This window comes from Luteimicrobium sp. DT211, from assembly GCF_049844995.1.
GTDB lineage: Bacteria > Actinomycetota > Actinomycetes > Actinomycetales > Cellulomonadaceae > Luteimicrobium.
Genome location: NZ_JBNCMC010000003.1, coordinates 602,509 through 625,383, shown reverse-complemented (window position 1 = coordinate 625,383; position 22,875 = coordinate 602,509). Strand labels below are relative to the sequence as shown.

The 22,875-nt window shown below is 73.4% G+C and carries 24 protein-coding genes; 15 read left to right on the top strand and 9 right to left on the bottom strand.

The window, feature by feature from the left end:
• Nucleotides 1-26: 26 nt before the first annotated feature.
• The 5 genes from ACLQ14_RS10410 to ACLQ14_RS10390 all read right to left on the bottom strand — a co-directional run bounded on the left by ACLQ14_RS10410 (nt 27) and on the right by ACLQ14_RS10390 (nt 4,591).
• Nucleotides 27-689 (bottom strand): response regulator, encoded by a 663-nt coding sequence (locus ACLQ14_RS10410; RefSeq protein WP_425812619.1) that lies wholly within the window; start codon nt 687-689, stop codon nt 27-29.
• A complete protein-coding gene (locus tag ACLQ14_RS10405) occupies nt 686-1,996 on the bottom strand; it encodes a sensor histidine kinase (RefSeq protein WP_425812617.1) in 1,311 nt (436 codons plus the stop codon). Before ACLQ14_RS10405 ends, ACLQ14_RS10410 begins: the two co-directional genes overlap by 4 nt.
• 13 nt (nt 1,997-2,009) lie before the next feature.
• A complete protein-coding gene (locus tag ACLQ14_RS10400; protein ID WP_425812615.1) occupies nt 2,010-2,795 on the bottom strand; it encodes an ABC transporter permease in 786 nt (261 codons plus the stop codon).
• Complete coding sequence (locus tag ACLQ14_RS10395; RefSeq protein ID WP_425812613.1) at nt 2,792-3,727, bottom strand: ABC transporter ATP-binding protein; 936 nt, start codon at nt 3,725-3,727, stop codon at nt 2,792-2,794. The genes ACLQ14_RS10400 and ACLQ14_RS10395 overlap by 4 nt, the downstream gene beginning before the upstream one ends.
• Before the next feature lie 144 nt (nt 3,728-3,871).
• Nucleotides 3,872-4,591, bottom strand: a complete 720-nt coding sequence (locus tag ACLQ14_RS10390; RefSeq protein ID WP_425812611.1) for a GntR family transcriptional regulator — start codon at nt 4,589-4,591, stop codon at nt 3,872-3,874.
• A 157-nt stretch (nt 4,592-4,748) separates the two neighbouring features.
• Here ACLQ14_RS10390 and ACLQ14_RS10385 point away from each other — a divergent pair, with 157 nt between their 5' ends.
• From ACLQ14_RS10385 to ACLQ14_RS10355, 7 genes are read left to right on the top strand one after another with little or no spacing between them, the layout of a single operon-like run.
• The gene (locus tag ACLQ14_RS10385; RefSeq protein ID WP_425812609.1) at nt 4,749-6,104 is read left to right on the top strand and encodes an ABC transporter substrate-binding protein; all 1,356 of its coding nucleotides are present in this window, start codon (nt 4,749-4,751) and stop codon (nt 6,102-6,104) included.
• A 1-nt stretch (nt 6,105) separates the two neighbouring features.
• Complete coding sequence (locus ACLQ14_RS10380) at nt 6,106-7,074, top strand: carbohydrate ABC transporter permease (protein ID WP_425812607.1); 969 nt, start codon at nt 6,106-6,108, stop codon at nt 7,072-7,074.
• Nucleotides 7,075-7,076: 2 nt separating this feature from the next.
• Entirely contained in the window at nt 7,077-7,892 is an 816-nt protein-coding gene (locus ACLQ14_RS10375; protein ID WP_425812605.1) for a carbohydrate ABC transporter permease, read from the top strand.
• Between the two features lie 55 nt (nt 7,893-7,947).
• Entirely contained in the window at nt 7,948-8,730 is a 783-nt protein-coding gene (locus tag ACLQ14_RS10370; protein ID WP_425812603.1) for a 6-phosphogluconolactonase, read from the top strand.
• Between the two features lie 47 nt (nt 8,731-8,777).
• A complete protein-coding gene (locus ACLQ14_RS10365; protein WP_425812601.1) occupies nt 8,778-10,079 on the top strand; it encodes a hypothetical protein in 1,302 nt (433 codons plus the stop codon).
• On the top strand, nt 10,076-11,077 hold the full coding sequence (locus ACLQ14_RS10360; protein WP_425812599.1) for a BadF/BadG/BcrA/BcrD ATPase family protein: 1,002 nt from the start codon (nt 10,076-10,078) through the stop codon (nt 11,075-11,077). The genes ACLQ14_RS10365 and ACLQ14_RS10360 overlap by 4 nt, the downstream gene beginning before the upstream one ends.
• A gap of 27 nt (nt 11,078-11,104) precedes the next feature.
• The gene (locus ACLQ14_RS10355) at nt 11,105-13,474 is read left to right on the top strand and encodes a beta-glucosidase (protein WP_425812597.1); all 2,370 of its coding nucleotides are present in this window, start codon (nt 11,105-11,107) and stop codon (nt 13,472-13,474) included.
• Here the strand turns inward: ACLQ14_RS10355 and ACLQ14_RS10350 are convergent.
• The 3 genes from ACLQ14_RS10350 to ACLQ14_RS10340 form a co-directional block, all read right to left on the bottom strand.
• Nucleotides 13,445-13,786, bottom strand: a complete 342-nt coding sequence (locus tag ACLQ14_RS10350; RefSeq protein ID WP_425812595.1) for a transcriptional regulator — start codon at nt 13,784-13,786, stop codon at nt 13,445-13,447. The genes ACLQ14_RS10355 and ACLQ14_RS10350 overlap by 30 nt on opposite strands.
• On the bottom strand, nt 13,776-14,234 hold the full coding sequence (locus ACLQ14_RS10345) for a hypothetical protein (protein WP_425812593.1): 459 nt from the start codon (nt 14,232-14,234) through the stop codon (nt 13,776-13,778). The genes ACLQ14_RS10350 and ACLQ14_RS10345 overlap by 11 nt, the downstream gene beginning before the upstream one ends.
• Nucleotides 14,235-14,523: 289 nt before the next feature.
• A complete protein-coding gene (locus ACLQ14_RS10340; RefSeq protein WP_425812591.1) occupies nt 14,524-16,149 on the bottom strand; it encodes a DUF222 domain-containing protein in 1,626 nt (541 codons plus the stop codon).
• A 723-nt stretch (nt 16,150-16,872) separates the two neighbouring features.
• Between ACLQ14_RS10340 and ACLQ14_RS10335 the strand changes: the two genes are divergently transcribed.
• Nucleotides 16,873-17,391: a MaoC/PaaZ C-terminal domain-containing protein gene (locus ACLQ14_RS10335; protein WP_425812590.1), complete on the top strand. Its 519-nt coding sequence runs from the start codon at nt 16,873-16,875 to the stop codon at nt 17,389-17,391.
• Between the two features lie 52 nt (nt 17,392-17,443).
• Nucleotides 17,444-18,121: a flavin reductase family protein gene (locus ACLQ14_RS10330; RefSeq protein ID WP_425812589.1), complete on the top strand. Its 678-nt coding sequence runs from the start codon at nt 17,444-17,446 to the stop codon at nt 18,119-18,121.
• 4 nt (nt 18,122-18,125) lie between these two features.
• On the opposite strand, the gene ACLQ14_RS10325 is transcribed toward ACLQ14_RS10330, so the two are convergent.
• Nucleotides 18,126-18,419 (bottom strand): DUF3175 domain-containing protein, encoded by a 294-nt coding sequence (locus ACLQ14_RS10325; protein ID WP_425812588.1) that lies wholly within the window; start codon nt 18,417-18,419, stop codon nt 18,126-18,128.
• Nucleotides 18,420-18,506: 87 nt separating this feature from the next.
• Here ACLQ14_RS10325 and ACLQ14_RS10320 point away from each other — a divergent pair, with 87 nt between their 5' ends.
• From ACLQ14_RS10320 to ACLQ14_RS10295, 6 genes are all read left to right on the top strand, one after another.
• Nucleotides 18,507-18,878, top strand: coding sequence for a DoxX family protein (locus ACLQ14_RS10320; RefSeq protein WP_425812587.1), 372 nt, complete (start codon nt 18,507-18,509; stop codon nt 18,876-18,878).
• Between the two features lie 74 nt (nt 18,879-18,952).
• Nucleotides 18,953-19,858 (top strand): sulfurtransferase, encoded by a 906-nt coding sequence (locus ACLQ14_RS10315; protein ID WP_425812586.1) that lies wholly within the window; start codon nt 18,953-18,955, stop codon nt 19,856-19,858.
• A gap of 182 nt (nt 19,859-20,040) precedes the next feature.
• The gene (locus ACLQ14_RS10310) at nt 20,041-20,484 is read left to right on the top strand and encodes a SufE family protein (protein WP_425812585.1); all 444 of its coding nucleotides are present in this window, start codon (nt 20,041-20,043) and stop codon (nt 20,482-20,484) included.
• Nucleotides 20,485-20,572: 88 nt separating this feature from the next.
• Nucleotides 20,573-20,965, top strand: a complete 393-nt coding sequence (locus tag ACLQ14_RS10305) for a GntR family transcriptional regulator (protein ID WP_425812583.1) — start codon at nt 20,573-20,575, stop codon at nt 20,963-20,965.
• Nucleotides 20,962-21,858, top strand: coding sequence for an ABC transporter ATP-binding protein (locus tag ACLQ14_RS10300; protein WP_425812581.1), 897 nt, complete (start codon nt 20,962-20,964; stop codon nt 21,856-21,858). Before ACLQ14_RS10305 ends, ACLQ14_RS10300 begins: the two co-directional genes overlap by 4 nt.
• Nucleotides 21,855-22,862 (top strand): ABC transporter permease subunit, encoded by a 1,008-nt coding sequence (locus ACLQ14_RS10295; protein ID WP_425812579.1) that lies wholly within the window; start codon nt 21,855-21,857, stop codon nt 22,860-22,862. The genes ACLQ14_RS10300 and ACLQ14_RS10295 overlap by 4 nt, the downstream gene beginning before the upstream one ends.
• Nucleotides 22,863-22,875: the final 13 nt, after the last annotated feature.

Sequence of the window (22,875 nt, the reverse complement as noted above, 5' to 3'; positions counted from 1 at the left end):
GGCGGGCCCGAGGCGGAGCGCCGGCCTCAGCCGAGCAGCCGGCGCTCGTAGGCGACGGCCACGGCGGCAGCGCGGTCCCGAACACCGAGCTTCTCGTACAGGTGGAGCAGGTGCGTCTTCACGGTCGCCTCGCTGATGAAGAGCTGCCGCGCAGCGGAGCGGTTCGTCGCGCCGGACGCGACCAGCCGCAGCACCTCGAGCTCGCGCGGGCTGAGGACGGGCTCGTCGGCGGCCGGCGCCCCGACCAGCCCCATGAGCTTCCCCGCGACCGACGGCGCCAGCACCGGCCGACCCGCAGCGGCGGCGCGCACGCCGTCGACGAGGACGTCCCGCGGCGAGTCCTTGAGCAGGTACCCGGTGGCGCCGGCCTCGATCGCGGGCAGGACGTCGCGGTCGGCGTCGTAGGTGGTGAGCACGAGGACGCGCACGGTCGGGAACCTCTCCCGGACCTGCCCGATCGCCTCGACCCCGCCCATCCGCGGCATCCGCAGGTCCATGAGCACGAGGTCGACGCCGGGATCCTCGACGAGCACCGTCAGCCGCGCGAGCGCCTCCGTGCCGTCCCCCGCCTCGCCGACGACGTCGACGCCGGATGCGCTGTCGAGCACCCCGCGCAGGCCGTCGCGGACGACCGGGTGATCGTCGACCAGGAGCACCCGTACGGACGCTCCGGGCGTGGGTGCGGTCATCGTGCCGTCCCTCCCTCGGGCGTCTCGAGCCCGGGCGCGCCGGTCCCGGCCGGGACGGACGCGCTGAGCGCGACGCCCTCGCCGCGCGCCGTCTCGATCGTCAGGGACCCCCCGACGCGCGCGAGCCGCGCGATCATCCCGACGAGACCGTAGCCCTCGGAGGCCTCCGCAGGCGGCGCCGCGCCGTCGTGCACCGACGGACGCGCCGCGGGGTCGAACCCCACGCCGTCGTCGCGGACGTCCAGCACGACGACGTCGGACAGGTACGTGAGCGTCACCCCGACCCGGGACGCGTCCGCGTGCTTCGCGACGTTCGTCAGCGCCTCCTGCGCCACGCGGAACAGCGCCGACCCGACGTCGTCGGGCAGGGGCAGGACGGCGCCCGTGATCTCGACCTGCACCGGGACACCCGAGACCCGCGTCCACTCGACGGCGTGCTCCGCGAGCGCCTCGCCGAGGGTGGCACGCTCGAGCTGCTCTGGCCGCAGCGCGCGGACGGACCGGCGGGCCTCGGTCAGGCTCTCGCGGGCGAGCGCGCGGGCCCGGTCGAGGTGGGCGCTGCGCACGGTGTCGTCGGTGGCGCCGTCCGCGGCCTCGAGCTGGGTGACGATGCCGGCGAGCCCCTGGGCGAGGGTGTCGTGGATCTCGCCCGCGAGCCGCTGCCGCTCGTCCTGGACGCCGGCCTCGCGCGCCTGGACGACGAGCTGCGCATGCAGGCCGGCGTTCTCCGCGATCACGGCCTCGAGGCGGATGTTCGTCCGGGCGAGCTCGACGTTGCGCTGGACGCCGCGCTCGATGTTCACGTAGAGCGCCATGGCGATGCCGTAGTTCACCGCGGCGACGATGACCCAGACGACGCACCCCCCGGGGCTGCTCGGGAAGCCGCCCGTCTGGGACGCGGCGAGCACGAGCGCGACCGGGACCACGGCCCAGGGCAGCGCCCGGCGCGGCACCCGCTCGTCCGCGATCACGAAGCCCGTCCAGGCGAAGATCGCGAACCACGGGTTGAGGCCCACGAGCACGGCGCTCAGCGCGACGTGAACCGTGAAGATCGCGACGTCGCCGGCCGTGCCGTAGCGCCGCGGCCGCGCCGGGAACAGCGCCACCCACACCGCGGCCAGCGCGGTGAGCGCCAGCGCCGCCTGCAGCCTGCCCGGCGTCCCGTACCCGGACTGCTCCGAGAGGACGGCGAGCACCGCCGAGACCGCGAGGGCCGGCAGCAGGAGGCGGCGACCGACGCGGTCCATGCGCGACCACCACCGGTCCTCGGTGGCCAGCGCCACCACGCGGTCGTCGGTGCTGCTCACGAGGACGATGGTGTCACTCCCAGCGGAACGTGCGAGCCGCGACCACGCCGCACACGACGCTCCAGCCTGCCAGGACCAGGAGGCTCGACGCCGGCGGCCAGCGGCCGTCGACGGTCGCCTGGATCGCGCGGACCCCAGCGCCGAGCGGCGTCCAGTCGCTCACGGCCCGCAGGCCGGACGGCATCGAGGCCCGCGGGACCCACAGGCCCGCGAAGAACATCAGGGGGAAGAACAGGAGCGTCGACAGCGCGCCCGCGACCCGAGCGCTGGGGGCGAGGGCGGCCACGACCAGGCCGACGCCCGTCGTCGCGGCCCCCACCAGCACGAGCGCGACGACGAAGCCCGCGAGCTGGTCGGGCAGGTTGACGTCGTACGCGGCGACGGCCACGACGAGCAGCACCACGGAGACGACGACGCCGAGCCCCGCGTAGATGGTGGCCTGCGCTCCGAGGAGGCGGGACGGCGAGACGGGCGTCGTTGACAGGCGGCGCAGGATCCCCTTCTCGCGGTAGCTCGCGAGCGTCGGGGGCATGAGCGTCACGACGCTGATCGTCAGGGAGAACATCATGAGGATCGGCAGGTAGGTGTCGAGGACGCTCCGGCCGCCGAGCCCGTCCTGGGGTGTGCGGGTGCCTGAGATCGAGCCGATGACGACGAGGCCGGCGACCGGCAGGAAGGCCGACCAGAACACAGCGGCACCCGCGCGCCAGGCGAGGACCGCCTCGCTGCGCAGGAGGTTGCGGAACACGCGCCCGGCGGGCGCGGCGCCGACGCGCGGCGCGAGAGTTGCGGTGGTCATGACTGCTCCTGGATGCGCTGGGACTGGTGTCCGACCATGGCGAGGAACGCGTCGTCGAGGCTGGGCTGCTGGACGCGCAGCCCCTCGGCGACGACGCCCTCGCGGGCGAGGGCGGTGACGACGGCACCGAGCACGTCGCCGGTCCCGCTCACGTGCACCTCGGTGCCCCGGCGGGCCAGCTCGTCGACCGCGTCGAGGTCGGTGAGGAGGGCGTCGTCGAACGGGCGGGACGGGCGGAACCGCAGCTCCTGTCGGGTGTCGAGGCGCTCGACGAGGCCTCCGGGGGTGTCGATCGCCACCACCTGGCCGGCGTCGATCACGGCGAGGCGGTCGCACAGGCGCTCCGCCTCCTGCATGAAGTGCGTGACCAGGACGACGGTGACGCCGCGGTCGCGGACCCTCTCGATGAGGTCCCACGTCTCGCGGCGCGCGGCAGGGTCGAGGCCGGTGGTCAGCTCGTCCAGGATCGCGATCCTCGGGTTGCCGACGAGAGCGAGCGCGATCGAGAGCCGCTGCTGCTGGCCGCCCGACAGCTTGCCGAACCGCGTGCCCAGGCTGGGCCCGAGGCCCAGCACGTCGACGAGCTCACGCCAGTCGGCGGGGTCCGGGTAGAACGACGCGTAGAGCGCGAGCGCCTCGCGGACCGTCAGCTTGGCCGGCAGCTCGGCCTCCTGGAGCTGCACGCCGACCTGCGCGCGGACGGCGTCGCGGTGCGTCTGCGGGTCCGCGCCGAGGACGCGGACCGACCCGCCGTCCCGGCGCCGCAGGCCCGACACGCACTCGACGGTCGTGGTCTTGCCCGACCCGTTGGGCCCGAGGATGCCGAAGATCTCCCCGTCCTCGACGGACAGGCTCACGTCGACGACGGCGTGCTTGGCGCCGTAGGACTTGCTCAGGTGGTCGATCTCGATCACCGGCCGGCTGGCGTTCATGGTGGGTTCCTCTCGGTCCCAACCAGCCTCGCGTCGGCGCAGGTCAGGCGGTATCGGCCGCCGGGGTGCAGCGGCGAGCCGTCCGGCGGGTACGGGCATCCACCGATCGGTGGATGCTCAGCCCACGCAGAGCCTCGGCGCGCGTCAGGCCCGGCGGTAGAGGTCCGCCTCGAAGCGGTAGGCGTCGCCGCGGTACGTGTTCGTCCCGACGAGGACGGGCGCGCCGTCGGCCGTGTAAGCGACCTCGTCGCCCACGAGGACCGGGGCCCCGACGGCCGTGCCCAGGAGGCGCGCCAGCTCGGCGTCGGCCACGTCCGCCATGAGGGTGTACGCGCTGCGATGGATCTCGAGGCCGCAGCGCTCGCGCAGCTCGTCGTACAGCGAGGCGTCCGTGAGGTCGGCGTCCGCCAGGGCCGCGGCCCGCTGCTCCGACAGCACCACGACGTCGAAGCACACGGGCGTGCCGTCCATCCCACGCAGGCGGTCGATCTCGAGCACGGGCGCCGACGGCGCGATCCGCAGCTTCTCCGCCTCGTCCATCGTGGCCGGGCGCGTCTCGTGCCGCAGGACGCGCGCGGTGGGACGCAATCCTCGGGCACGCGCCATCTCGGTGAACGACTGGAGCGTGCTCGGCGGCTCGCCGATCATCTCGCGCGGCACGAACCACCCGCGCTGCGCCGAACGCTGGAGGGTGCCCTCGGACTCGAGGCGTCCGAGCGCGACCCGCAGGGTGGCACGGCTGACGCCCAGCGCAGCGGCGAGGTCACGCTCGCCCGGGAGCCGCGAGCCGGCGGCGTAGCGGCCCACCGTCAGGTCGTGGGTGAGCTGGTCGTAGGCCTGCGTCGCGGCGCTCGAACTGGTCACGGGGGCAACATACCAGTCTTGCCGTCCTGGTTCGACCAGTTAACCCAACTGGTTGCAACTGGACTAACTGGCTCACCGTCGTCTAGGGTCCCGACATCGGGCCACGACAGGACGCGCCGGCCGGCGCACCGGACACGGCCCCGGACACAACGGAGTGATGATGAACGTACTTCGGGCACGGGTGGCGACGACCGCCGCGGTCGCCGCGGGCCTCGCTCTGACCATGGCCGCGTGCGCGCCGGGAGGCGGCGGCAGCAAGACCGACGACGAGCCGAGCGCCGTGTCGACCGACGTCGCCGGAGCCGGCAAGGTGACGCTCAAGCTCACCGACTTCTGGGGCTCGGCCGAGGGCAAGTGGATCGACAAGGCGGTCGCAGACTTCGAGAAGAAGTACCCGAACGTCACCATCAAGCGGACCACGGAGGACTGGGGCCAGCTCAACTCGACGCTCAACCTCCAGCTCCAGGACGACGACGGCCCGGACATCGCGACCGCGAACAACGGCTGGCAGTCGCTCGGGACCCTGGCCAAGGGCGGCCTCGTCCTCAACCTGGACCCGTACGCCAAGGCGTACGGGTGGAACTCGTCGGTGCCGACGACGATCGCGCGCCAGAACAAGTTCACGACCGACTTCAAGACGATGGGCTCCGGCTCCTGGTTCTCCACGCCGATGGCCCGGACCTCGCTGATCGGCCTGTACTACAACGCCGACAAGCTGAAGAAGCTCGGCATCGACCCGCCGAAGACGCTCGACGAGCTCGAGGCCGACGCTGCGAAGGCGAAGGCCGCCGGCGAGATCCCCTTCGAGTACGGGAGCCTCGACGGCTCGACGTCGGTGCTGCTCGGCCTCCAGGCGGTGCTCGCCGACAAGGACAAGCTCAACGACTACATCTACGACGACCCGTCGGTGAAGGCGAGCGACGTGGCGATGACGGACGCCGTGACCACGGTCAAGAAGTGGGCCGACGCCGGGTGGTTCCCGAAGGACTTCGCAGGCATCGACTACCAGACCGCGGTCGCGAACTTCGTCGGCGGGCAGGGCGTCTTCCGGTGGGAGTACACCGGGTCGCTCGGCCTCGACGCGAAGCAGCAGGGCCACTTCGGGTACGTCCAGCTGCCCCAGGCCGACGGGAAGACCGTGGGCGTGGGCGCCGCGCCGGGCGCCATGGTGGTCTCGGCCAAGAGCAAGCACCCCGACGTCGCCGCGGCGTTCCTCGACTACCTGATGTCGCCCGCCGTCGGCCAGACCGCGGTCGACCTCGGTCTCGTCCCCGCGCTCTCCCCCGACGTGACCGTCCCGGCGTCGTCGCTCAGCCTCACCGGAGAGTCCGCGGCCGCGAAGTCCCTCGACGCCGACGACGGCTACGTGCCGTACTTCGACTGGTCGAGCCCGACCATGCTCGACACGCTGGGCCAGAACCTGCAGCTCGTCTTCGCGGGCAAGATGACGGCCGACAAGTTCACCACGGCCGTCGATGCGGACCGCGACGCCTTCCTCAGCGGGCAGAGCTGACGTGTCCGCCGTAGCCCGCTCGACGAGCGTCGACACCGGAGCCGGGGTGCCGGCCACAGAGCCCGGCGCGGTCCTGCCGGCCGCCGCCGCCGGCCGGCGCCGCTCGCTGCGGCGCCGGCGGCGATGGGTCGGCCTCGCCTTCGCGGCTCTGCCGCTCGGCATCTACGCGCTGGTCGTGCTCGTTCCGCTCGCCCAGTCCGTCCAGTACTCGTTCTACAAGTGGGACGGCGTCAGCACCCCGTCGTGGGTCGGCTTCCAGAACTACGTCACGTTCATCACCGACCCCGTGCTGCGCTCCACGTTCGGCCACGTGCTCGTGCTGATCGGCTTCTTCGCGCTCCTCCCGATCGCGTTGGGGCTGCTCTCGGCGGCACTCCTGACGCGGGGCCAGCAGCACGGCATGGCGATCTACCGCTGGATCTTCTTCCTGCCGCAGGTCATGACGACCGTCGTCATCGCGCTCGTCTTCAAGCGGATCTACGCGCCCGACGGGCCGCTCAACCAGGCGCTGCGGGCGGTGGGGCTCGGCTCCCTCGCCCGCACGTGGCTCGGCGACTTCACCTGGGCACTGCCCGCGCTCGGGCTCGTCGGCACCTGGGTGACCTTCGGCTTCTGCATGGTGCTGTTCATCTCGGGAACCTCGGCGATCGCGCCCGAGCTGTACGAGGCCGCCCGCGTCGACGGGGCCGGGCCGGTCCGCGAGTTCTTCGCGATCACGCTGCCGGGCCTGCGCGGGCAGCTGGCGGTGGCGCTCACGCTCACCATCACGGCCGCCCTGCGCACGTTCGACCTCGTGTGGATCACGACGCACGGCGGGCCCGGCACGTCGACGCTCACGCCCGCCGTCGCCCTGTACAAGGCCGCGTTCCAGAACCCGCAGGTCGGGCTCGCGGCGGCGATCGGCGTCGTCATGGCGCTGCTCTGCCTGATCGTGGCCCTCGTCATCACCCGCGTCTCGGAGAGGGACTGACCATGCGGATCTCGAAGACCGAACGCGCGGTCAACTACGTCGTCCTGACGGTCCTGGCCGTGCTCGTCCTCTTCCCCATCGGGACGTTCGTCGCGGCGGCGCTCAGCCCCGACCGGTCCGGGAAGCCCGTCGGCCTCGGGAGCCTCCAGTGGGGCAACTTCACGACGGCGTGGACCCAGGCGGGCTTCTCCCGGGCGATGACCGTGTCGCTGATCATCGCGGTCTGCGTCGTCGTCGGGCAGGTGGTCCTCGCGCTGCTCGGCGGGTACGCGTTCGGGGTGCTCGGCGTGGCCGGCGAGAAGGTCCTGTTCCCCGTCGTCCTCCTCGGAATGATGATCTCGATGGAGGCCATCATCGTCCCGCTGTACTACCAGTTCAGGACGTTCGGGATGACGAACTCGCTCCCGGGGATCATCCTCATCAACCTCGGCATGGGGGTGCCGTTCGGCATCTTCTGGATGCGTGCGGCGTTCCGCGCGCTCCCCCGCGCCACGTTCGAGTCCGCCGAGCTCGACGGCGCGGGCCCGCTGCAGATGCTGCGGTACCTCGCGACCCCGATGGTCCGCCCCGCGATCTACACGCTGATCCTGCTGAGCTTCATGTGGACCTGGAACGACTACTTCCTCTCCCTCGTCTTCCTGCACGGCGCGAACCAGACGGCCACGGTCGCCCTGGGCGTCTTCCAGGGCAAGTACGTCACGCAGATCAACCTCATGGCGGCCGGCGGCCTCATCGTCGCGGCCCCCGTGCTGATCCTCTACGTGATCTTCCAACGCAAGTTCATCTCCGGGATGCTCGCCGGCGCGATCAAGGAGTGACCGCCCGCCCGTGACCCGCCGTCCCACCTTTCCGAACCACCTCCCAGGGGGAGACGTGACTCTTCAGCCCACGGTCCTGCCCGACGCCGACGCGGTCGGCGACGCGGTCGCGGCCATGATCCTCGACCGCCTCACGGCGGCCGACGGCCCCTCGTTCCTGCTCGGCTGCCCCGGTGGCCGGACCGGACAGACCACCTACGAGGCACTCGGCCGGCTCGCCGCCGGCGGCGCGGACCTCTCGCGGCTCGTCATCGTCATGATGGACGAGTACGTGGTCCCCGACGCGGACGGCGTCCTGCGCTGCGTCGACCCCGACCTGTCGTACTCGTGCCTGGGCTTCGCGCGCCGGGAGATCCTCGGCCCGATCGACCGGGGCTGCCTCGCCGCGGGCACGGAGCCGCCGAGCGAGATCTGGCTTCCGGACCCCGCCGATCCGGGCGGCTACGACGACCGGATCGCGGCGGCGGGCGGGATCGACCTGTTCCTCCTGGCCACGGGCGCGTCCGACGGGCACATCGCGTTCAACCAGCCCGGCACGCCGCGCGACTCCCGGGCGCACGTCACCGAGCTGGGCGAGGCGACACGCCGCGACAACATGGGCACCTTCCCGGAGTTCACGCGGCTGGACATGGTCCCCACCCACGGCGTGACGGTCGGCGTGGACACCATCGCGGCGGGCTCCCGCGAGGTGATCATGATCGTGTGCGGCGCGCACAAGCGCGACGCCTACGCGCGGATCGCCGCCGCGAGCGCCTACGAGCCCGACTGGCCGGCAACCATCGCCGTCGAGTGCAAGAACCCGACGCTCGTCGCCGACCGCGCCGCCGCGGGTCACTAAGCGCCCCCCTCTTCTCCCCACCCTCACGACCTAAGGAAACTCAACTCATGGCTGCCATCAAGCTCGTGTACATCGGCGGCGGGTCCTCCCGCGGCGCCGGGACCATGGCGTCCTTCCTGTCCCACGGCAAGGAGTTCGACGGCTCCGAGGTCGTCATCCAGGACGTGAACCCCGAGCGCCTCCGCGCCGTCGAGACGATCGCGACGAAGATCGCGAAGGCCCAGGGCCTCGACATCACGATCACGTCGACGACCGACCGGAGAGCCGCGCTCACCGACGCAGATGCCGTGCTCTCGAGCTTCCGCCCCGGCAACTTCGACGCCCGCGCCCTCGACGAGCGGATCCCGCTCAAGCACGGCGTCATCGGCCAGGAGACGCAGGGCCCCGGCGGGTTCTTCATGTCCCTGCGCTCGGTGCACATCTACGAGGACATCATCGCGGACCTCGACGCCGTCGCGCCGAACGCCGTGATCTTCAACTACACGAACCCCGTGAACATCGTGTCGCAGGCGGTCACCCGGTTCACGGACCGGACGATGTGGTCGATGTGCGAGGGCCCGATCGTGTTCCCCAAGACGGTGCTGCGCGCCGCCGGGCTCGACCCGGCGCGAGCGAACGTCGTCATGGCGGGCGTCAACCACAACTGCTGGTCGTTCGAGCACACGTACGACGGCCAGGACCTCATGCCCCTGCTCGACGCCGCGTGGGCGGAGCGCAAGGACGACCCGACCCTCGACGTCCACTCGAAGCGCATGCTGCAGCTCGCGACGACGATGCGCTCGGTGCCGAGCGACTACTTCCAGTACTACTACTTCCGCGAGGAGGTGCTGCGGGAGCTCCAGGGCGCCCGGACGACGCGCGCCGAGGACCTGCTCGCGGCGCTCCCCGGCTACTGGGAGCACTACGCGGAGCAGGCGGAGGCAGAGGTCCCGGACCTCGACCCGAAGCGGTCGCGCGGCGGGATCCACGAGCTCGAGCTCGCGATCGACGTCATGAGCGCGTACTACAACGACACGGGCGCCCGCCTGCCGGTCAACCTCCCGAACACCGGTGGCGCGCTGCCGGGCTTCGACGAGGACGTCGTCGTCGAGATGTGGTCGACCGTGGACGCGCAGGGCGTGCACCCGCTGCCCCAGAAGCCGCTCCCGCACGCCGTCCGCGGCCTCGTCCAGGAGCTCGCCGAGTACCAGTACCTCGCCGCGGAGGCGGCGTGGCGCGGGACGCGCGCCGACGGCATCCGTGCCCTCGCCGCCAACCCGATGGTGCCGACGCTCCGCGTCGCGGAGGAGCTCTACGACGAGATGGCCTACGCGCACCGCGCGTACCTGCCGGAGCGTCTCCTGAAGTGAGCACCTTCCATCTGGCGGTCGACGCCGGGAACTCCAAGACGGTCGCCCTCGTCGTCGACGACGAGGGCACCGTCCTGGGGCGCGGACGCGGCGGGTGCGGGGACATCTACGGCGCGGCCAGCGTCCCCGACGCGCTCGAGGCCGTCCTCGGGGCCGTCGGGACGGCGCGCCGGGAGGCCGGCGTCTCGACGCCGGACCTGGCGTCCGCCGCGTTCCGCCTCGCGGGCGTGGACTACCCCGAGGACGCCGCGTTCTGGGACGAGCAGCTCTCGCAGCGGCTACCGGAGCTCGGCCCGCGCAGCATCAAGAACGACGGCTTCGCCTCGCTGCGCCTGCTCGACGGCTCGGGGGTCGCCGTGTCGATCACGGTGGGCACCGGCCCGGCGGTCGCCGCGCGCTCGCGGGACGGCCGCGAGGAGTGCTCGGGCATGTTCGTGTTCGACGACCTCGGCGGCGGCGGGCTCGGCAACGCCGCGCTCGCGGCGGTCTGCCGCGCGTGGATGGGGCTCGGGCCCGCCACCGCCCTGACCGGCGAGCTCTGCGAGCTCTTCGACGTCGCGGACGCCTGGGAGCTGCGCCACGCCTTCACGCGGCGGTTCGGCGCCCGGCCCCGCTCCGACCTGTGGCGCGCGTCGCGCGTCGTGCTCGCGGCCGCGGGGGCCGGCGACGACGTCGCCACGCAGATCGTCGCCCGCCAGGCCGCGGCGTTCGTCGGGTACGCGCAGTGGTGCGCCCGGCGCGTCGGCGTCGACCTGGCGTCCGGCGAGCTGCCCGTGCTCCTCAACGGCTCGGTCGCGACCTCCGAGCACCCGGCCATGCGAGACGCCCTGGTCGCCGAGCTCGCGCGCGTCGCGCCGGCGGCCGGCGTGACCGTCGCCACCGCCTCGCCGCTGTCCGGCGTCGTGCTCGACGCCCTCGCCGAGGGCGGCGTCGAGGTCGGCCCGCGCCTGCTGGCCCGGGTCCGCGACGACCACCCCGGCGACTTCCTCCTCACCTGATCCACCCCCACCGAAGCAAGGACACCGATGACCTCCCCGTTCGACGTCGACGCGACGCTCGCCGCCCTCACCCTCGAGGAGAAGGCCTCCCTCCTGTCCGGGCGGGACGACTGGTACACCGAGACCATCGACCGCCCGGCCGACGGCGTCCGCGTCCCGGCGATCGAGGTCGGCGACGGGCCCCACGGGCTCCGCAAGGAGACCGGCGTCGACATGGTGTGGGTCCCCGCGACCGGCTTCCCGACGGCGTCCGCGATGGGGGCGTCGTGGGACCGCGACCTCGTCCGGCGGGTCGCCGCGGCGATCGGGGAGGAGGCGCGCGCCGAGGGCGTGCAGGTCGTCCTCGGACCGGGCGTCAACATGAAGCGCTCCCCGCTGTGCGGCCGGAACTTCGAGTACTTCTCGGAGGACCCGCTGCTGTCCGGAGAGCTCGGCGCCGCCTACGTCGACGGGCTGCAGTCGACCGGCGTCGGGGCGTCGCTCAAGCACTTCGCCGCCAACAACCAGGAGATCGAGCGGACCCGGATCTCCGTGGAGGCCGACGAGCGGACCCTGCGCGAGACGTACCTCGCGGCGTTCGAGCGCGCCGTGAAGCAGGCCGACCCCTGGACCGTCATGTGCTCCTACAACCGGCTGCACGGCGTCCACGCGTCCGAGAACCGCTGGCTCCTCACCGACGTGCTGCGCGACGAGTGGGGGTACGACGGCGTCGTCGTCTCCGACTGGAACGCCGTCCACCACCGCGTGCCGTCGCTGCTGGCGGGCCTCGACCTGGAGATGCCCGGGACGGGCGGGGTCACCGACGCCGAGATCGTCGCCGCCGTCCGTGCCGGCGAGCTCGACGAGTCCGTCGTCGACGCCGCCGCCCGTCGGGTCCTCGGGCTCGTCGCGCGCGCCTACCCCGGCGCCGACCTCGTGAACGGGCCGGTCCTGGACCTCGGCGTCGCGCCCGGGGACCGTCTCACCGCCGAGCAGCTCGCGCTCCTCCGCGCCGACGAGCACCACGCCCTCGCCCGGGAGGCGGCGGCAGGCGCCGTCACGCTCCTGCGCAACGAGCCCCCCGCCCTCGCGGGCGCCGGCGCCCCGCCGGTGCTGCCGCTCGACGCCGCCACCGTCGGCCGCGTCGCGGTCGTCGGCGCGTTCGCCGAGCACGCCCGCATCCAGGGCGGCGGATCGTCGGGCGTCGACCCGACCCGCGTCGACACGGCGCTCGTCGAGCTCCGGGCCGCCCTCGGCGACCGGGTCGACTACGCGCCCGGCTACGTGCACATCCCGAAGGACGCCTACCAGGACGACCTCCGCGCCTACCTGGACGCGCACGGCGCGACGTTCGTCGACGACGGCAGCGGGCCGGCGCGGCGGTCGGCCGCGCTCGCGGAGGCGCTCCGGCTCGCGGCCGCGGCGGAGCGCGTCGCGGCCGGGCCGCTCTCCCCCGCCGCGGTCCGCCTCGCCGACGAGGCGGTGGCCGTGGCGGAGGGCGCGGACGTCGTCGTGGCGTTCGTCGGCCTCCCGCTCGCGTTCGAGCAGGAGGCCGACGACCGGACGACGCTCGCCCTGCCCGCGGACCAGGTCACCCTGCTGGGCAGGCTCGCGGACCTGCGGGAGCGGACGGGGGCGGCGCTCGTCGTCGTGCTGTCCAACGGCGCGGCCGTGACCCTGGACCCCTGGCACGACCGCGTGGACGCGATCGTCGAGGCGTGGCTTCCGGGCCAGGCCGGGGCGGGCGCCGTCGTCGACGTCCTGCTCGGGCGGGTCAACCCGTCCGGCAAGATCGCCGAGACCTTCCCCCTCGCGGTCGAGGACACGCCCGGCTACGTCACGTGGACCGGTGAGCGCGGCACCGTGCTCTACGGCGAGGGCGTCTTCATCGGCTACCGCTGGTACGACGCGCTCCGGCGGCAGGTCCGCTACCCGTTCGGGCACGGGCTGTCGTACACGACGTTCGCGTACGCCGACCTCGAGGTCGACCTGGTCGACGCGGCCGCCGGCGACGTGCGCGTGCGCTGCACCGTGACCAACACCGGGCCCGTCGCAGGCCGCGAGGTCGTCCAGCTCTACGTCGGCGACCCCGATGCCGCCGTGCGCCGGCCCGTCCGCGAGCTCCGCGGCTTCGAGAAGATCGCGCTCGAGCCGGGCGAGAGCGCGACCGTCACGTTCGACCTGGTCAGCCGCGACTTCGCCTACTGGGACATCGCGACGGACCGCGGCGACGGCCGCTTCGGGACGTGGCGGCGCGAGGGCGGGGAGTTCGTCGTCGAGGTCGGTTCGTCGTCGCGCGACGTCCGGCTCGCCAGGACCCTCCAGCTCCCCGACGACCCCGCGCTCCCCGCGCTCGTCCCCGACGAGGACCTGCTGCGGCTCGGCGCGTCACGGTTCACGCAGGGCTACCGCGCGTAGCGCCCTCCCCGCTGCCCGCCGCCAGCTCGCGAAGGGCCGCCATGTGCCCGTCGAACCCGCGGTGGCCGGCGGCGGTGAGCGCGGCGGAGGTGATGCGGTGGGCGTCGTCGCGCGCCGCGACGACGCCTTGGTCGTCCGGACGTAGCCCGCGTCGACCAGCGCGCCGATCGTCTTCGACAGGGTCGCGTCGCTGAGCTCGAGCACGTCACGCAGGGCGCGGAACTCCATCCGGTCCACGACCCGCAGCGCGGCGCAGAGCCGCAGCCTGTTCGGTGGGTGCACCGCGGCGTAGAACCGGGGGTCAGACGGCACGGCGCAGGTCGCCCTCGAGGGCGCGGTCGGAGAGCCGCACGAACGCCCCGCCGGCCGCGAAGCCGACCAGGGCGACGGCCACGACGAGCAACGGCTCCTGCATGCCGGCGAACAGCGCGGCCACGCAGTAGAGGACGACGACCGCGGCCACCTGCAGGACCCCCACGCGCAGGGCCTGCCCGCCTCGCGGTGCGCGCCGCACCACGCCGGTCGCTCGCCGGTGACCGGTGTCGATCCCGAACGCGACGCCGAGACCGAGCAGCGCGGGCAGGTACCTCCACCAGCCGTCGCCGACGAGCGTCGACGCGAGAAGGACGGCGAGGAGCGGGCCGACGACGGACCCGTACCACCACGGCGCTGCCATGCGTCCGGCGAGCCGGGCCTGGTCGTCCGCGATCTGCCGCAGGGACCGCTCGGCGTCGTCCGGGCCGTCGACGTTGCTTTCCATGAAGGAAAGCCAAACTTTCCCCATCGGAAAGCAACAGGGCGGGGCGACGAGCCCTCACGCGGCGAGCCGCGGCGCCATCGTCTCCGTCTGACCATTGGCAACGCGACAGCCGATGCTTGGGCTGCACGCCTGAGTCAGGCATCGTTCGTCGCACTTGGGGTCCGTCGACCGGTCGCTGATTCCGACAGGTCGAGCGCGTTTGCATCTGGACGGTCGGAAGCGCGTGGCGAAGGGCACGTGTGCCGTGCATGCGGATGCGCACTCCGACGCCGCCCGACGTGTGACGCGGTCAGAAAGGCGGGTCGACGTCGTCCGACATCTGAGTGGTCCGCGCTGGTCGGCTGATCTCGACGCCGTGTGGTTCGAGACGCGCAGCGCCTGGCGCGTCCTTGTGGTCCGGGTCGGTGATGTGGGGGCCGACCTGGTGCTCGTGACCGGTCGGTGATCGCCAGGTCACGACCCCGGTCACGGGGTCGCGGGTCGTCGACCAGCCGCCGTGGGTCTTGAGGTTGTGGTGGTGACGGCACACGGGGTGGAGGTTGTCTGCGCGTGTCTGGCCGGTCCCGCCCGATAGGCCGGTCCCGCCGGACGCGCCCGCACGGTTCGCCGGCCCGCCGCCCGATGGGCCGGTGTCGCTGACAGTGCCGTCGCCGGAGGACCTGTCGCCTGCTCGGGTGTGGTCGAAGGGTTCGACGTGGTCGAGGTCGGCCCGCCACGCGGGGATGCCGCAGCCGGGGAACGTGCACGTCGCGTCCCGGACCCGGACCAGGTCGCCCAGCACCGTCCCGGGCCGGTAGGTGCGGCGTGAGACGTCGGACGCGATCCCCGTCACCGGGTCGGTCACGATCCGCTGCCAGGTCGCGTCCTGGCCGGTCGCGAGCCGGCGGGCGAGGTCCGCGGGGATGGGCCCGAACCCGGTCAGGTCCCCGGGCAGGTCGTCCAGTCCGAGCAGCGTCGACGCCGCCACCGTCACGTGCACGACCGTCCGCACCGTCGGCGCCGTCCACCCCGCCACACCCGACGCGCTCGGGGCCACGCCGCCAGTCTCGGGCTGTGCGCTCGGGAGCGGCGCGCCGGAAGCGGGCGGGCCGGCGACAGTATGAGCCCCGTCCGTCACGACGGGGCGGGCCCCGGACAGGAGCGCGACGAGGGTGTCGGCGCGGACCTGGTCCAGGGTCCGGGCCTCACCGGGCGTGCGGTGCGCCGCGACCGCGAGCACGTCCAGGCCCGCACGGGCACGGGCAGCTTCGTCGGCGGGCAGCAACGCCGTCAGATACGCCATGCACTCCCCGGCGGGTTCGAACCGCACGTTCCGGTCCGCCCGGGCACGCGCGCGGCGCCGCGCACCACCGTCCGGGTCGAACGCCACGACCGCGCGGCGCAGCCGCTCCCGCAACCGGGTCGGGGTCAGCCGGGTCGCGGGCCCGTCGAACCTTCGCCCGTCCTGCGAGTCCTGTCCGTCCTGGTCGGTGCACCCAGTCACGAGGTCCGCGACCACGGCCCGGCGGTGCTCACGCGGCAGGTCCACGCACCCCTCGACCAGGACCCGCGCCCGACGATCATCGATCCGCCCCACCGCGAGAGCGTGGGCGACCTCGGGCAGCTCCGCCAAGCCTGTCGCGAGGCCGAGGAGACCGTCGGCCGCCCGCCGCGTCAGGCACAACCGTGCGCCCACCGCGGCGGCGGCACCGTCGACCGCGGCACTGGACCCACCCGCACGGTCCGCGAGCTCACCCGCCGCACGCGCCTGCACCGCCAGCGCCCACGACCTCAAACGTTCCGCCGCCGCGACGACCTCGACCAGCGCGTCGTCGGTCACGTCCGCCACTTCCAACCCGGCGAGGATCCGGGCCAGCACCGGCCCAGGGACCACGTCCTCCAGACCCTCCAACGCGGCATCCGTGAAAACAGCCACGGGACCAGCACTATCGGGATCAGCACCATCGAGGCCAGCGCCCTCGAAGCCCTCCAGTGCAGCCCATGCCACGACCGGCTCCAACGGCGCAGCCGCCGCGGCAGGGGCACCATCCGCGACCTCCAGCGCAGCCGAAGCGTCCAGCCCCCGCGTCGCGCCACCGCGCTCGGCACCGCCGATCGGCGCCACGGCCGTATCGACGAGCGACCCCAACGCCCGACGCAACGCCCCCTCCAGCACCGACTCCGCATCGGCCACCACCGCATCGACCGCGGCGTCGGCTGCACCGGCCACCGACGCCCCACCCGCCCCGGACCCACCCCGCAGGTCCGCACCCGGGCGAGCGACGTCGTCGGGCGGGCAGAACGGAAGCCGGGCCGCGGCCTCGCCGCCCCCGACCCCCTCACACCCGCCCGTCGATTCGAACACGTGTTCGATTCTGCCACTTGCCACCGACACGCACCACCCCGGACACACCACCTACCGTGCCGACCTAGAAGTGTCAGCCCCGAACTGCAGACACTCGCACCCGGATGCGGGGCGGCGTCCGTGGACGGACTCCGGAGATCGGTCGCGCGCGTGGACGAGCTCGCGGCCGCGGCCTGGCACGCAACTCGTGCTGCGCCCCGTCGCCCCTCGACGGTGACCACGCCACCAGGGCGGCCACGTAGTCGTGGACCGTCGGCGGGGCGCAGTGCGAGGGACCAGCAGTACCCTCGCACCGTGCCCGACGACGCCCCCTCCCCCGCGACCGAGCCCGCCTTCCGCCCCGCGCCCCCGACCTTCGGTGCCGCGCGCTACCTGGAGGACTTCGCCGTCGGACAGGTGCTCACCACGCCCGGCCGGACGATCACCGAGGCGGACGTCGTCTCCTTCGCGGCCTGGACGGGCGACAACAACCAGGTCCACACGGACGCGGAGTTCGCGGCCGGCACGCGCTACGGGCAGCGGATCGTCCACGGCATGCTCGGCGCGTCGCTGTGCCTGGGCCTGATCGCCCGCACGGGCCTCTTCGAGGGCACCGCGGTCGCGCTCCTGGGGATCGACCGGTGGCGGTTCACTGCGCCCGTCTTCATCGGGGACACGCTCACGTGCACGGTCGAGATCCTGGCCGCGCGCCCGACGAGCAAGGGCACCTACGGGATCGTCGAGCGGTGGGTGACGCTCCGCAACCAGCGCGGCGAGACGGTCCAGGAGGGCCGGATGGACGTCATGGTGCTGCGGCGCCCCGCCTCCGAGTGAGGCGTCGGGTTCCCGCCAGACGCGGCCCGTCCGGCCCGGCCACGCTGGGAGCATGACCTCCACCTCCACCGAGCGACGGACCACGACCGCCGAGCCCACGCACACGGTGATCGACCCCGCGATCCTCTACTTCGGCACCCCCGTCGTCCTCCTGAGCACGACGAGCCCGGACGGTCGGCCGAACCTGGCCCCGATGTCGTCCGTCTTCTGGCTGGGCAAGACGGCGGTGCTCGGGCTGGGCGCCCGCTCCCAGACCGCGCTGAACCTCGCCGCGACGGGCGAGTGCGTGCTCAACCTGCCGTCGCCCGAGCAGGTGGACGCCGTCGACCGGATCGCCCTCACCACGGGCCGCGACCCGGTCTCCGACCGGAAGGCCGCGGCGGGCTACCGGCACGAGCCGGACAAGTTCGGCCGCGCGGGCCTGACGGCCGCCCCCTCCGACACGGTCGCGGCGCCGCGGGCGGCCGAGTGCCCCGTGAACCTGGAGGCGCGCCTCGTGCACGCGCACCCGCTCGAGCGCGACGATCCCGACGCGGGGTCGATCGTCGCGTTCGAGGTCCGCGTGACGCGCGTCCACGTGCACGACGCCATCCGGATGCCGGGCACCGCGCACCGCGTCGACCCAGACCGCTGGCGCCCGCTGATCATGAGCTTCCAGCGGTTCTACGGCCTGAGCGGCGAGGTGCACCCGTCGCGCCTCGCCTCGATCGACGAGGAGTGGTACCGCTGACCGCTCACGCCTTGCCGTAGAGCTTCCGCAGCTCGTCCTTCGCGCGCTCGAGCACGTCGCGCTGCTCCGCGTCGAGGTCCTTGCCGGCGCGGTTGACGTAGAACGTCAGCATCGACATCGCGGAGCGGTACGGCGAGGTCTTGCGCCGGCCGCTCGCCTCGGCCGAGTCGCGCAGCGAGCGCGCGATCCGCTTCGGGTCCTTCCACGTGAACACACCCTCCTCGAGGTCGAGCGCGTCCGAGTGCTCCGTGACGTCCTGGGACCAGCGGCCGTCGTGGTCCTCGTGGTGCTGTGTCATCTCCGACCTCCTCGGATCTACCCTGCGCTCCCGCTATCCTCAGGCTCGCGGACCACCAGCCCGTTCGCACCTCACGATCGGAGCCCCATGAACCTCGCCCTGTGGATCGTCGCCGGCGTCCTCGCCGCCGTGTACCTGGGGACGGGGATCACGAAGCTCGCGTACGCGCCCGACCGGCTGCGTCCCCAGATGCCGTGGGTCGACGACTTCTCCCCGGCGACGGTCAAGCTGATCGGGGCGGCGGAGGTGCTGGGCGCCGTCGGGCTGATCGTCCCGCAGGCCACGGGCACTGCCGAGGTGCTCACCCCCGTCGCGGCGACCTGCCTCGCCGCCCTCCAGGTGGGTGCGGTGACCGTCCACGTCCGCCGCCACGAGACGGAGAACCTCGCGCTCAACGTCTTCCTGTTCCTGGCCGCCGTGTTCGTCGCGCTGGGCCGGCTGGCCGGCTGGGGTTCCTGAGCCCGGGACACGTCGTCTCACTGGGCGAGACACCCCCCTCCCGGCGGCCCGCCCCCGGACCTACAGTGGGTCCCATGCCTGCCGCACTGGACACCAGCTCCCCCAAGATCAACGAGTACGCGCATCCCGAGCGCCTCGTGACCACCGCCTGGCTCGCCGAGCACCTCGACGACGCGGACCTCGTCGTCGTCGAGTCGGACGAGGACGTCTTGCTCTACGAGACGGGCCACATCCCCGGCGCCGTGAAGGTCGACTGGCACACGGACCTCAACGACCCCGAGGTCCGCGAGTTCATCACGGGCGCGCAGTTCGCCGCGCTGCTGGGCTCGAAGGGCGTCGGGCCGGACACGACGCTCGTCGTCTACGGGGACAAGAACAACTGGTGGGCCGCCTATGCCGCGTGGCTCTTCACCATCTACGGCCACGCGGACGTGCGCCTGCTCGACGGCGGGCGCAACCTCTGGGTCGCCGAGGGCCGCGAGCTCACCACCGACGTGCCCGCGCCCGAGCCGGCCGACTACCCCGCCGCCCGCCGCGACGACGTCACCTACCGCGCCTTCAAGGAGGACGTGCTCGCCCACATCGGGAAGGGCCCGCTCGTCGACATCCGCTCCCTCCCCGAGTACACCGGCGAGCGCCTCCACATCCCGGACTACCCGGAGGAGGGCGTGCTCCGCGGCGGCCACATCCCGACCGCCCGCAACGTGCCGTGGGCGACCGCGGTCGCGGAGGACGGCACCTACAAGTCGCGCGCCGAGCTCGAGGGCATCTACCGCGAGGGCGGCCTCGGCCTCACCGACGACGACGCGGTCATCACGTACTGCCGCATCGGCGAGCGCTCGAGCCACACGTGGTTCGCCCTGCACTTCCTCCTCGGCATCGAGAACGTCCGCAACTACGACGGCTCCTGGACCGAGTGGGGCAACGCCGTGCGCGTCCCGATCGCCAAGGGCGAGGAGCCGGGCGAGCTCGCGACCTGACCGGCCCGCTCCGCCCGGAGCACCCCCGACGACGGCGCCCGCCTCCCGCGGAGGAGGGCGCCGTCGTCGTCGGATCCCGCGCGAGCTGTCAGAACCTGGTGAGTCGGGAGCCTCACGACGTTCTGACACACGCCCGGTGAGACGCCGGCCCCAGACCCGCGCACCGGTGGAAGGATGAACCCGTGACCGAGACGACGCTCCCGCCCGTGCTCGCGGAGATCCGCGACGACTTCCTCGCGCTCGGCGAGCGCGACCGGCTGCAGCTCCTCCTGGAGTTCTCCCGCGAGCTGCCGGAGATCCCCGTCCGCTACCAGAACGCGCCCGGCATGCTGGAGCGCGTCGAGGAGTGCCAGTCCCCCGTGCGCGCGTTCGCGGAGATCGACGGCGACCAGCGCGTCCACCTCTACGCGACGGCGCCCGCCGAGGCCCCGACGACGCGCGGGTTCGCGTCGATCCTGGCGCAGGGCCTCGACGGGCTCAGCCCGCAGGAGGTCCTCGACGTGCCGGACGACTATCCCCTCAGCCTCGGGCTCACCAACGCCGTGAGCCCGCTGCGCCTCAACGGGATGTCCGGGATCCTCACGCGCGCCAAGCGCCAGGTCCGCGAGCAGCTCGCCAGCGCCTGACCGCCCGGCCGGGCCCCTGACCTCGACGGTTGCCCCCGGGCCTCGCGCCGTCCTATTGTGCTATTGCCCTAGCAGAATGGGATGACCGATGATCCAGTTCCACCTCGACTCCGCGTCCGGCGTCGCGCCGTACCTCCAGATCGTCCAGCAGGTCCGGCACGCCCTCCGGCTCGGCCTCCTGCGCGAGGGCGACCAGCTCCCGACCGTCCGCGAGGTCGTCTCCACGGTCACGATCAACCCCAACACGGTCCACAAGGCCTACCGCGAGCTCGAGTACGCCGGGCTCGTCACCCCGCGGCCGGGGCTCGGCACGTTCGTCACCGGCTCGCTCGCGGGCGACGTCCCCGCCGCCTCCTACGTCCGCCTCCGCGCCGGCCTCGTCCGCTGGCTCCGGGACGCGCAGCAGGCCGGGCTCGACGACGAGAGCGTCGAGGCGCTCGTCCACGGGACGCTGCGCGAGCACCTCCGGGTCGAGCCGTGACGTCGGCGCTCACGGCCCGCGGGCTGACCAAAAGGTACGGCCGGCGCACGGCCCTCGACGACTGCACCCTCGACATCCCCGCCGGGCGGGTCGTGGCGCTCGTCGGGCCGAACGGCGCCGGCAAGTCGACCCTGCTGGGCCTCGCAGCGGGTCTGCTCCGGCCGACGTCCGGCGAGATCGAGGTCCTCGGCGACACCCCCGCCTCCGGGCCCGACCAGCTCGGGCGCGTCGGGTTCGTCGCGCAGGACGCGCCGACCTACGCGAACCTCACCGTCGCCGACCACCTCGAGCTCGGCCGCCGCCTCAACCCGCGCTGGGACGCCAAGGCCGCCGAGCGTCGCGTCACCGACCTGGGACTCGACACACACCAGAAGGCGGGCCGGCTCTCCGGCGGCCAGCGGGCCCAGCTCGCCCTCACGCTCGCGCTCGCCAAGCGCCCCGAGCTCCTCCTGCTCGACGAGCCCGCCGCCAGCCTCGACCCGCTCGCACGGCACGAGTTCCTCCAGGGGTTGATGGCGCACGTCGTCGACCACGAGGCGTCCGTCGTGCTGTCCTCGCACCTGGTGAGCGACCTCGAGCGGGTCTGCGACCACCTCGTCGTGCTGACGGGCTCCCAGGTGCAGCTCGCCGGCGACATCGACGAGGTCACGGGCACGCACTACCGCCTCACCGGCGACGCGCGCGACCTCGACGCGCTGCCGCCCGGGGCGGAGCTCGTGCTCGAGACCGACAAGGGTCGCCACCGCTCCGTCGTCGTGCGCAGCGCGCTCCCCGTCGTCGCCGACCGGGTCCAGGTCGAGCAGCTCGGCCTCGAGGACGTCGTCCTCACGTACATGGCGCGCGCCGCCGCCCCGACCCCCCGCCCCGCCTCGCCCTCGGAGGCCGTCCGATGAGCTGGCTCGCCTGGCGCCTGTTCCGCGCCCAGGGCTACGTCGCCCTCGCCCTGCTCGCCTGCCTGGGCGTGCTCGCCGTCGCCACGGGCCCGCACCTCGCCGACCTGTACTCCCAGAGCGGGACCGCCGGCTGCAGCGGCGACCGGTGCTCCGGGCTGGCGCAGTCGTTCCTCCGCGACGCGAAGTCCGGGCTCACGGGCGCGTTCTACTCGATCGGCGCGCTCGCCGTCATCGCCTTCCCCGTCCTCGCCGGCGTGTTCTGGGGCGCCCCGCTCGTCTCGCGCGAGCTCGAGGCCGGCACCCATCGCGTCGCCTGGACGCAGAGCGTCACCCGGACCCGGTGGCTCCTGCCGCGGCTCGGCGTCGCCCTCGGGGCGGCCGCCGTCACCGCGGGCCTCGCCTCGCTCGCGCTCACCTGGTGGGCGAGCCCGATCGACTCCGCGCAGGGCGGCCGCCTCCAGCCCGCGACGTACCTGGCGCGGGGGATCGTGCCCGTCGGCTACGCGCTCCTCGCGGTCGCGGTCGGCGTGCTGCTCGGGGCGGTGCTGCGGCGGACCGTCACCGCGATGGCGACGACGTTCGCCGTCGTCGCCGCGGTCATGCTCGCGTTCTCCTTCTGGCTCCGCGTCCACCTGCTCCCGCCCGTGCACGCGAACGTCCCGCTCGAGCTGTCGGACCTGCAGACCTTCGCCGAGACCAACGGCGGCCACATGGAGGTCGTCGCGAACTTCGCCCAGAAGGGCGCGCTCGTGCTCACCAACCGCACGCTCACCCCGGACGGCACGCTCTTCGTCGGGCCCGCCGACCCGACGCAGTGCGACCGCAACCTGCCGGGTCAGCAGTGCCTGGACTGGGTGGGCTCCCTCGGCCTGCGGCAGGACGTCACCTACCAGCCCGCGAGCCGGTTCTGGGAGCTCCAGCTCGTCGAGACGGGCATCCTCGTGGCGCTCGCCGCGGCCGCCGTCGGGCTCTGCGTGTGGTGGGTGCGCCGCCGGCTCGGCTGAGCGGCCGGGCCCC

What these genes read in the sequence shown, in the direction of transcription:
- ACLQ14_RS10325 (WP_425812588.1), bottom strand. Translation starts at nt 18,419, where the DNA reads ATGACACAGCACCACGAGGACCACGACGGCCGCTGGTCCCAGGACGTC.
- ACLQ14_RS10315 (WP_425812586.1), top strand. Translation starts at nt 18,953, where the DNA reads ATGCCTGCCGCACTGGACACCAGCTCCCCCAAGATCAACGAGTACGCG.
- ACLQ14_RS10330 (WP_425812589.1), top strand. Translation starts at nt 17,444, where the DNA reads ATGACCTCCACCTCCACCGAGCGACGGACCACGACCGCCGAGCCCACG.
- ACLQ14_RS10320 (WP_425812587.1), top strand. Translation starts at nt 18,507, where the DNA reads ATGAACCTCGCCCTGTGGATCGTCGCCGGCGTCCTCGCCGCCGTGTAC.
- ACLQ14_RS10400 (WP_425812615.1), bottom strand. Translation starts at nt 2,795, where the DNA reads ATGACCACCGCAACTCTCGCGCCGCGCGTCGGCGCCGCGCCCGCCGGG.
- ACLQ14_RS10295 (WP_425812579.1), top strand. Translation starts at nt 21,855, where the DNA reads ATGAGCTGGCTCGCCTGGCGCCTGTTCCGCGCCCAGGGCTACGTCGCC.
- ACLQ14_RS10305 (WP_425812583.1), top strand. Translation starts at nt 20,573, where the DNA reads ATGATCCAGTTCCACCTCGACTCCGCGTCCGGCGTCGCGCCGTACCTC.
- ACLQ14_RS10395 (WP_425812613.1), bottom strand. Translation starts at nt 3,727, where the DNA reads ATGAACGCCAGCCGGCCGGTGATCGAGATCGACCACCTGAGCAAGTCC.
- ACLQ14_RS10375 (WP_425812605.1), top strand. Translation starts at nt 7,077, where the DNA reads ATGCGGATCTCGAAGACCGAACGCGCGGTCAACTACGTCGTCCTGACG.
- ACLQ14_RS10355 (WP_425812597.1), top strand. Translation starts at nt 11,105, where the DNA reads ATGACCTCCCCGTTCGACGTCGACGCGACGCTCGCCGCCCTCACCCTC.
- ACLQ14_RS10410 (WP_425812619.1), bottom strand. Translation starts at nt 689, where the DNA reads ATGACCGCACCCACGCCCGGAGCGTCCGTACGGGTGCTCCTGGTCGAC.
- ACLQ14_RS10385 (WP_425812609.1), top strand. Translation starts at nt 4,749, where the DNA reads ATGATGAACGTACTTCGGGCACGGGTGGCGACGACCGCCGCGGTCGCC.
- ACLQ14_RS10345 (WP_425812593.1), bottom strand. Translation starts at nt 14,234, where the DNA reads ATGGAAAGCAACGTCGACGGCCCGGACGACGCCGAGCGGTCCCTGCGG.
- ACLQ14_RS10365 (WP_425812601.1), top strand. Translation starts at nt 8,778, where the DNA reads ATGGCTGCCATCAAGCTCGTGTACATCGGCGGCGGGTCCTCCCGCGGC.